This window comes from Mesorhizobium sp. (assembly GCF_004962925.1).
GTDB lineage: Bacteria > Pseudomonadota > Alphaproteobacteria > Rhizobiales > Rhizobiaceae > Mesorhizobium.
In genome coordinates this window covers 2,008-9,757 of the sequence record NZ_SUEO01000027.1, presented here as the reverse complement: position 1 = coordinate 9,757, position 7,750 = coordinate 2,008, and the positions used below count along the sequence as shown (strand labels likewise).

Sequence of the window (7,750 nt, the reverse complement as noted above, 5' to 3'; positions counted from 1 at the left end):
CCCCGGGCCAGCCCGGGGTCGCGTTTTAGGCACGTTGCGCCGGGCTGCGGCAGTCGCAGTCCTGCTGGCCGCGGGCTGGTTGGCGAACGGCATCGTCGGGCCGATATCGGTGACGAAGGTCGTCGCCTCGACACAGCCGCCCGCCTATCTGGAGGAGGCGATCCGGGCACATGGGACGACGATCATGCGCGAGGCCATGTCATCCCAACCTGAAGCGCCGGACTACAATGCGGACGAAATCCGCGCCGCCACGGCGATCGTCATGCCGTCGCTGCCGAAGGACTGGAAGGTCCGTGACGTGCAGATCTATCCGTCGCGGTTCGGCCCGAGCGTCGAGATGGCTGTCGAAACAAGGGACCTGGGACTGGTTTCGCTCTTCGCGATCAGGCCCGGAACGTTCGATGTGGTCAAGCCGACCGTCGCCCCCTCGGGCGAAATTTCCTCGGCCTATTTCCAGATCGGCGAAGTCGCCTACGCGGTCGTCGCCCGAAGCGGTATCCGCGATCTCGATCGCACCGCCGAGACGCTCGCGAGAACGCTTTACTGACCCTCACCAAGGAGAACTCGCATGAACACCCCCAATCTAGGATACCGCACGGGCATCGGAGCCCAAACCGGGGCCGTCTTCGACGAAGGCCTGCGCAAGCACATGCTGCGCGTCTACAACTACATGGGAGTCGGCCTCGTCGTTACGGGCGTGATCGCCTTCGTGGTGGCTTCCACGCCAGCCCTCTACGTGCCGATCTTTTCCACTCCGCTGAAATGGGTGGTGATGCTGGCGCCGCTCGCCTTCGTGATGCTGTTCTCGTTCAAGATGCAGACAATGTCGGCGGCCGGCGCTCAGGCGATGTTTTGGGCATTCTGTGCGGTCATGGGCCTGTCTCTGGCCTCCGTGTTCCTGGTCTTCACCGGCACGAGCATCGCGCGCACCTTCTTCATCGCCGCCACCATGTTCGGCGCGACCAGCCTTTACGGCTACACGACCAAACGCGACCTGACCCAGTTCTCGTCCTTCCTGATCATGGGCCTGATCGGCGTGGTGATTGCCAGCATCGTCAACATCTTCCTCGGCTCGACCGCGCTCCAGTTCGCCATCTCGGTGATCGGCATCGCCGTCTTCATCGGTCTCACCGCTTGGGATACGCAGACGATCAAGGAGCAGTTTGCGGAAAACTTCGGTGCGGAATCGCAGCAGAAGCTAGCCGTCTTCGGTGCATTCTCACTCTATCTGAACTTCATCAACATCTTCCAGCTGCTGCTGAACTTCACCGGTGAGCGCGAATAGCGGCGTCAAATCAATGCATGTCGCGGCAGCGGCTCGAGCAGCGACATGCATTAAACAGAGACTTAAAGCGCGCCGCGGAATCTCTTGGACGCGGCGCGCCTGGATAACCGGAGTTGCTTCCATGGACAGGAACGACCAGCAGGCGATCGGCAATCTTTTCGAGAAACTTGCGAACGTCGAGCGACAGACGCCGCCGCGCGATGCCGAAGCGGAACGCTTGATCAACGATCAGATTGCCCGGCAGCCCGCCGCGCCGTACTACATGGCGCAAACAATCGTCGTGCAAGAGCAGGCCCTGAACGCGGCACAGTCGCGCATTGAGGAACTGGAACAACAGGCACAGCAGCAGCCTGCTGGCGGCGGATTGCTTGGCGGCCTCTTCGGCGGTGGAGCCAGGCGCTCGGGCTCGGTGCCGCGGGTCGGGCGCACCGCTGCCGCTGCGCCGGAGCAGCCGCTTTCTGGCAGTGATCGACAAGGGGCAGGCGGCGGTTTCCTCGCCGGAGCCGCGCAGACTGCGATGGGCGTGGCGGGCGGCGTGCTTCTCGGCAACGCGATCGCAGGCATGTTTGGCGAAAGCGAAGCCCAGGCAGCCGAACCGTCGGCACCACAGCCAGACCAAGCCGACCAAGCAGACGATGCCGGCTCCGATGGCGGTGGTGATTTCGGCGACGTTGAATTCTGAGCATGCGCGGTGCGGGTGGGTCCGGCCTCGGACCACACGACATATGCTAATGGCTCGTCGGCCGTTGGCAGCCGGCCTGCTGACGGTCTCATGGACGGCGCCGTGGGAAAATATGACGCTGCCTCGGCTTGGTCGATCGCACGAGTTCGGAGCTCTTTCGCGCATCGATCTCAGTTGGAAGCGCCGGGGAGGGTAGAAGGCATGGTAAAGGTCAGGCTGATACGAGTCTGTCGCTGGTGGCTGCATCGCGCGAAGCTGGAGAGTGCTGGTAGGATACCGGGCATTCATGGTGAAGATACGCCTGCGACCCAGCCGGCGAAGCAAGCCGCCGTGACCACTGTGTCTTCGAGGTGCCTAGGGCGAACTCTGCCAACCTGAGGAGTTGCACGTCAGAGGTGCCCGCCGGCGCGAAGATGTGGTGCGCATCCCGCAGCAATCTTTCGGTCGGCCGGTCGGCGAACAATCCACAAGCGGCATGCACTTCCATGGCGTTGCGGGCCGAATCCAAGGCGTACTCGACGTTGATCAGCTTGGCATTTATCAGTTCAGCGTCACAAGGCAGGGCGCGGTCCAGCATATGCACTGCATGATAGGCGGCGAGCCGGGCGGTCATCAGCCGCGACTGCATCTGGCCGAGTTTCTGCTTGATGGTGGGAAGTTCGCAAAGTGGGCTGCCGTAACGGTGCTGCTGCGCGGCAAATGCCACGGTCTCCTCGACAAGCGCATGGTGGATTCCGAGCGCGACGGCGGTCAGGTTGGGCCTCCCGTAGAGGATGCTGGAAGAATAGGCCACAGCCAGGCCGTCGCCCTCCTTGCCGAGCAGGTTTTCAGCAGGGATCCGGCAGTTGTCGAAGACAAGTTCCCCAAAACCGAAGCCGTGCAAGCCCATCGCGGGCTTCAGTGCGGCGCGTGCGAAGCCGGGGCGATCCGCCTCTACGAGGAACGCGGACAGACCCTTCGAGCCGCTTCCGGTTCGGACGATTACCCCATGCAGATCGCCGACATGGCTATTGCCGACATACGTCTTGTGGCCGTTGAGGATATAGGCGTCCCCGTCGCGCTCGGCGTTGGATGCCATGCCGAGCACGTGGCTGCCGGACTCGTGTTCGGTTACGGCAATGGTCGGCAGACATTCCCCCTTGGCGATGGCCGGAAGCCATTTCCGCTTTTGGGCTTCGTTGCCGAAATGGAGAATTTTCGCGACGCCTAGCTGCGAGGCCTGCACCATCGCTCCCATGGCACCGCTGACGCGCGAGATTTCCTCGATGACGATGGTCTTGGCCAGGTGTCCGAGACCCAAGCCGCCAAATTCTTTGCCGATGGTGATGCCGATCCAGCCCTGGCGGGCGATCAGCCGAGATACATCATGGTCAACAGACCGCGCGGCTTCCATGGCGGATATACGGGGCCGAATCTCGGCCTCCGCAAAGGCCCGTGCCTGGTCCCGAATCCGATTGTGGCGCTCGGTAGCGAAACAATTGCCGACGTCGTAACTGTCCATCGGGTCCTCCTGACTTCCGGAGCGCGATGGTCGGAGCAGCGGACTACCGGACAATTTCACGAGGAGGGGAATTCGGTTACATCCGAAACAGGGAGCTGCCGTCCCGTGACTCGATACATGACCTCCGACGGCAAGGGTGCGGTGCCTTTCAGACGTTCACTAGGTCTTACTGAGAGCTGCAACGATCTCTGAAACAGTCGCTATTTTGGCGATCTTGCCGTTCATGTAATCCAGGGAAATGCGCGCGTGCTCTGCGTCGTAGGAGCCGACGCATTCCTCGGCCAAAACCACTCGGAAATCTCGTTGATAGGCGTCCACCGCAGATACGCGGATGCAGGCGTGTGTATTGATGCCGCATAGAACCAGTTCACCGACACCAAATTCAGCCAGTAGCTCGTCAAGTCCCGTCTTGAAGAACGCGCTGTAGCGCTTCTTGACTATCGTCGCATCGCTTGGCTGCCAATCGAGCCCAGCGTGAGGCAGGGCACCTCTCGTGCCCTGAATTGTAACGGCGATACATTTGTCGCGCATTTCAAGAAATGCGTCGCTGAGATCCGAACGGAACTCCTGCCGAACCCAGATCACCGAGAGCTGTAAACTTCTGAAAGCCCTCACCAACCGATTGGTATTCTGAACCAGTCGATCGGCTTTATCTGCTTCCCAAAGGTCGAGATACTCATTCAGCAGATCGATGACAATGAGGCAGCGTTTGGTCATCGTCGAGCTATATGAAGCGCTGAATGCAGATTTGTGACCGGGTCGTTTCTCCTGGTAGGTGTCAAAGCGATCTAGAGACGCAAGTGCCTCGATCAGACCCGCCTCCTCTCCGCCATCAGAAACACCGCCAGTGCGCAGCACAGCAGGCCAAGGAACGATGGCAGCCCCTGATGTCCGATCAGTTGCATCGCCAGTCCTGTAGCGGGCGAACCCACGATGCCGCCGATGCCCCACACGAACGCGAAGGCCGCGTTACCGGCGATCAAGGCTTGACCGGTGAAACGCTCTCCGAGTTGGATCAGCGACATGGTGTAGATCCCGAAAGAGACTCCGCCCCAGACGAAAACGAGCGGCCAGATGAGCCACGAGTTGAAGATCGACGGCAGCAGCAGGCATCCGGCCAGCGAAGCCAGGACACAGAATAACATGGTCCGCGTCGAGCCGAACTGTTCGGCCACGCGCCCGAGCAAAATCTGCAACACGGCATTGCCTGCGGTGAAAGAGGCGATCAGCGAAGCGATGCGCCCCTCGGTGCTGCCGAGCGCGACGCCATAGACCGCAAACAAGGAGATCACGACCTGCTCGAAGGCGGCTGCGGCGAAAACCGCGAACAATAGGAGCGGCGCCAGTGCGAAGAAGCCGCCGACCGATATCGCCTCGCCCTCATGCGGCATCTTCGGCAGGCGCGGCACGACCGCAAGCACGATCAGGCCGCAGAGAGGGAAGGCCACGATGCCGATCATGAAGGGCGGCCAACCCTGCGTGCCCGCCAGGCCAAGCGACAGGGGGCCGATGGCGAAGCCACCCGAAACGATCGATGAATAGAGGCCCATGATGCGGCCGCGGCGTGACGCGGGCGTGATCGAGATCAGCCAGGTCTCGCTGATCACGTAAAGCGGATTGGCGAAGAAGCCGAGCAGGAAGCGCAGCGGCATCCAGGCCCAGACTTCCTGCGTCAAGGCAATCGCGATCAGGGCGAGCGCTGCCAGGATCGAACACAGGATCGCAAGCCGCGCCGCGCCCACGCGCCTCTCCAGCGCCGGAACGAAGGGCGCGGATACGATGAAACCCAGCGGCGTCATCGCGGCCGACAAGCCGATCAGACCTGATGTCGTTCCCTGCCGCTCCAGAATGAAGCTGAGCAGCGGATAGGTCAGCCCCTGTGCCAGCGCGAACACCGTGACGGTCGCGATGATGCCCGCCATCGCAGCCCATGGCATCCGATCCTGTCGCGATGATGTCGTGCTTTCGGCAGTCATGCAGGTCATTCGCCTTATCGTTGCCAGAAGGGCAGCTTGGCGATCTCTTCCTCGACCTGCTGTCTCGTCAGACCGATATCGTCGATCAAGTGGGGATCGTCCTTCGACATTTGCTTAAGTTGCGAGCGAAAGCGTGTCCGCTCGCGCCAGGTCGCGATATTGCTCCGCAGGGTCGTCAGGTGCCGACGCGACACTTCCGCCAGCCCCACGGGCGTTCCCGGCCGCGCTGCCTGATGCGGCACCGATGCAAGGGTATCGTTCATGGCAACCTCCATATGGTTTGAGGGTCCGGGACCCTCGACCTGAAAGAGGTTGAATTCTGCACGATACAAACAGCGTCGTAATTAAGCTCTCCCAAATAGTTCTCAAAACTTCCAAATCGGCTATAGATGCGCCGCATGCAGGGATCGCGCTTTGCCTTTGGTCCGTTCGTGCTTGATTCAGGTGCGGGAACACTCCTTCGGAACGATCTCCCCGTTGCCGTCGGCTATCGCGGGCTGAAGTTGCTTGCGGCGCTCGTCGAACGGCCCGGCGAAATCCTTGAGAAGGCCGAGTTGATGGACGCGGCGTGGCCGGGCACTGCCGTCGAGGAGGGCAACCTCACCGTCCAGATCGCGCAGCTGCGGAAGCTGCTTGGTCCCGCCGCCGACGGCGGTGAATGGATCGCCACGGTTCCGCGCGTCGGCTACCGGTTCACGGGGGTCATCGAACAGCTCGGTGGCGCGAAGCGAAAACCCTTGCCGCTGCCCGGCAAACCGTCGATAGCGGTGCTGCCCTTTGTTAACATCAGCAACGATCCCGAGCAGGAATCCTTCGCGGATGGGTTGACCGAAGACCTGATCACCGACCTGTCCAGGATATCAGGCCTGTTCGTCATCGCACGCAACTCGGTCTTTGCCTACAAAGGCAAGGCGACGGACGTGCGCGGGATCGCACAGGACCTTGGCGTGCGCTACCTGCTGGAGGGTAGCGCAAGACACGCCGCGGGGCGTGTGCGTATCAACGCACAGCTGGTCGACGCGGTGAGTGGCGATCATCTGTGGGCGGAACGCTTCGATCGCAGCCTGGAAGACGTCTTTGCCGTTCAGGACGAGGTCACCGGCAAGATCGTGGAGGCGTTACTCGGCCGACTGCGTGCACCGCCGCCGCGCAATCGGCCTAAAAATCTCGAGGCTTATGATCTCTGCGTGCGGGCGCGCAAGCTGATGGATGATTCGCCGCAGACGGCGCAGGAAGCGCATCTGATGCTCACCCGCGCGATTTCGCTCGATCCGGAATATGCCGAGGCCTATCGCTGGCTTGCCATGAATCACTGGATGGGATGGGTGCATTCTGGCGGACCAACCGAAACATCCCGTAGCGTTGCTTTGGAACTGGCGCGCAAAGCGGTGGCGATCGACCCCAACGATGCCGGCTGCCGCTGGGTTTTGGCTTACCTGCTTGCCTATGAGCGCAGCTTCGCCAAGGCCGATGCGGAATTCGCCAAGGCGATCGAGCTCGACCCGAATGAGGCCGATGCCTGGGCTGCATTATCCGACATCGCGACCTTGGCCGGACGTGTCGGGGAGGGGCTTGAGCACATTCGCAAGGCGTTCCGGCTGAATCCGTTTCCGGCAAGTTGGTACTATTTGACGCTCGGCCAGGCGCAATATGCGGCCGGCGAATACGAAGCCGCTGTCGAGACACTGCGCATGGACGAGACCTATCGTACAAGCTCACGCCGTTTCCTGGCGGCGAGCCTTGCCCAACTCGGCCGGCTCGACGAGGCGCACGCAGAGGTCGAGCTGTTTCTCGTCGGCAACCCGCATTTCACAACCCGCCACTGGGCCACGACGGAGCCGTTCCGCGACGCTGCGACGCTTGAGCATTTCATAGATGGTTACCGCAAGGCCGGCCTTCCGGAGTGACGCGCCGGCGTGACCTCCCAAACGCTTTCGGCACCATTCATGCGACCTATTCCTCAAAGCGACTCGTGGCGTCACGATCGCGCTCGTATCGTCTCGTGAACGGAAACGGCGGCAACCAGGACTCGCGACGGATGATCCAGCTTTCGTAGGTTGGCATCAGCTGGTCGGGGGCATCCAGGGACCCCAGGTTCACTTCGATTTCGTCTGCGGTGCGTCCGAAAACGGTCGAGCCGCAGCGGGGACAGAAAAACCGCCCGGCGTAGTCGCGCGTTTCGCCATCGATCGTCACCGCATCCTGAGGGAACACCGCGGAAGGGTGAAAAAGGGCCCCATGATGCTTGCGGCAGTCGAGACAATGACAAAGGCCTACCCGGTATGGGAGTCCCGACGCCACAATTC

At 61.6% G+C, this 7,750-nt stretch carries 9 protein-coding genes; 4 read left to right on the top strand and 5 right to left on the bottom strand.

All coding sequences use genetic code 11. The annotated features are described in order from the left end of the window. From E5W87_RS08675 to E5W87_RS08665, 3 genes are all read left to right on the top strand, one after another. Positions 1–547: anti-sigma factor (locus E5W87_RS08675; protein ID WP_292395983.1), on the top strand; the 547-nt coding region annotated here is incomplete at its 5' end. A gap of 21 nt (positions 548–568) precedes the next feature. Further along, positions 569–1,285: a Bax inhibitor-1/YccA family protein gene (locus E5W87_RS08670; protein ID WP_292395981.1), complete on the top strand. Its 717-nt coding sequence runs from the start codon at positions 569–571 to the stop codon at positions 1,283–1,285. A 13-nt stretch (positions 1,286–1,298) separates the two neighbouring features. After that, a complete protein-coding gene (locus tag E5W87_RS08665; RefSeq protein ID WP_292395977.1) occupies positions 1,299–1,967 on the top strand; it encodes a DUF2076 domain-containing protein in 669 nt (222 codons plus the stop codon). Positions 1,968–2,178: 211 nt separating this feature from the next. Here E5W87_RS08665 and E5W87_RS08660 read toward each other — a convergent pair whose 3' ends face one another. The 4 genes from E5W87_RS08660 to E5W87_RS08645 form a co-directional block, all read right to left on the bottom strand. Beyond that, positions 2,179–3,468: an acyl-CoA dehydrogenase family protein gene (locus E5W87_RS08660; RefSeq protein ID WP_292395974.1), complete on the bottom strand. Its 1,290-nt coding sequence runs from the start codon at positions 3,466–3,468 to the stop codon at positions 2,179–2,181. A 159-nt stretch (positions 3,469–3,627) separates the two neighbouring features. After that, complete coding sequence (locus E5W87_RS08655) at positions 3,628–4,185, bottom strand: cysteine hydrolase family protein (protein ID WP_292395970.1); 558 nt, start codon at positions 4,183–4,185, stop codon at positions 3,628–3,630. A gap of 92 nt (positions 4,186–4,277) precedes the next feature. Further along, positions 4,278–5,444 (bottom strand): MFS transporter, encoded by a 1,167-nt coding sequence (locus E5W87_RS08650; protein WP_292395967.1) that lies wholly within the window; start codon positions 5,442–5,444, stop codon positions 4,278–4,280. Between the two features lie 14 nt (positions 5,445–5,458). Next, a complete protein-coding gene (locus E5W87_RS08645) occupies positions 5,459–5,707 on the bottom strand; it encodes a DUF1127 domain-containing protein (RefSeq protein ID WP_292395964.1) in 249 nt (82 codons plus the stop codon). 135 nt (positions 5,708–5,842) lie between these two features. Between E5W87_RS08645 and E5W87_RS08640 the strand changes: the two genes are divergently transcribed. Then, positions 5,843–7,351 (top strand): winged helix-turn-helix domain-containing tetratricopeptide repeat protein, encoded by a 1,509-nt coding sequence (locus E5W87_RS08640; RefSeq protein WP_292395961.1) that lies wholly within the window; start codon positions 5,843–5,845, stop codon positions 7,349–7,351. Positions 7,352–7,397: 46 nt separating this feature from the next. Here the strand turns inward: E5W87_RS08640 and E5W87_RS08635 are convergent. Next, positions 7,398–7,750 (bottom strand): GFA family protein (locus E5W87_RS08635; protein ID WP_292395958.1); only part of this gene is annotated, 353 nt, incomplete at its 5' end.

What these genes read in the sequence shown, in the direction of transcription:
- E5W87_RS08670 (WP_292395981.1), top strand. Translation starts at nt 569, where the DNA reads ATGAACACCCCCAATCTAGGATACCGCACGGGCATCGGAGCCCAAACC.
- E5W87_RS08665 (WP_292395977.1), top strand. Translation starts at nt 1,299, where the DNA reads ATGCATGTCGCGGCAGCGGCTCGAGCAGCGACATGCATTAAACAGAGA.
- E5W87_RS08660 (WP_292395974.1), bottom strand. Translation starts at nt 3,468, where the DNA reads ATGGACAGTTACGACGTCGGCAATTGTTTCGCTACCGAGCGCCACAAT.
- E5W87_RS08655 (WP_292395970.1), bottom strand. Translation starts at nt 4,185, where the DNA reads ATGACCAAACGCTGCCTCATTGTCATCGATCTGCTGAATGAGTATCTC.
- E5W87_RS08650 (WP_292395967.1), bottom strand. Translation starts at nt 5,444, where the DNA reads ATGACTGCCGAAAGCACGACATCATCGCGACAGGATCGGATGCCATGG.
- E5W87_RS08645 (WP_292395964.1), bottom strand. Translation starts at nt 5,707, where the DNA reads ATGAACGATACCCTTGCATCGGTGCCGCATCAGGCAGCGCGGCCGGGA.
- E5W87_RS08640 (WP_292395961.1), top strand. Translation starts at nt 5,843, where the DNA reads ATGCAGGGATCGCGCTTTGCCTTTGGTCCGTTCGTGCTTGATTCAGGT.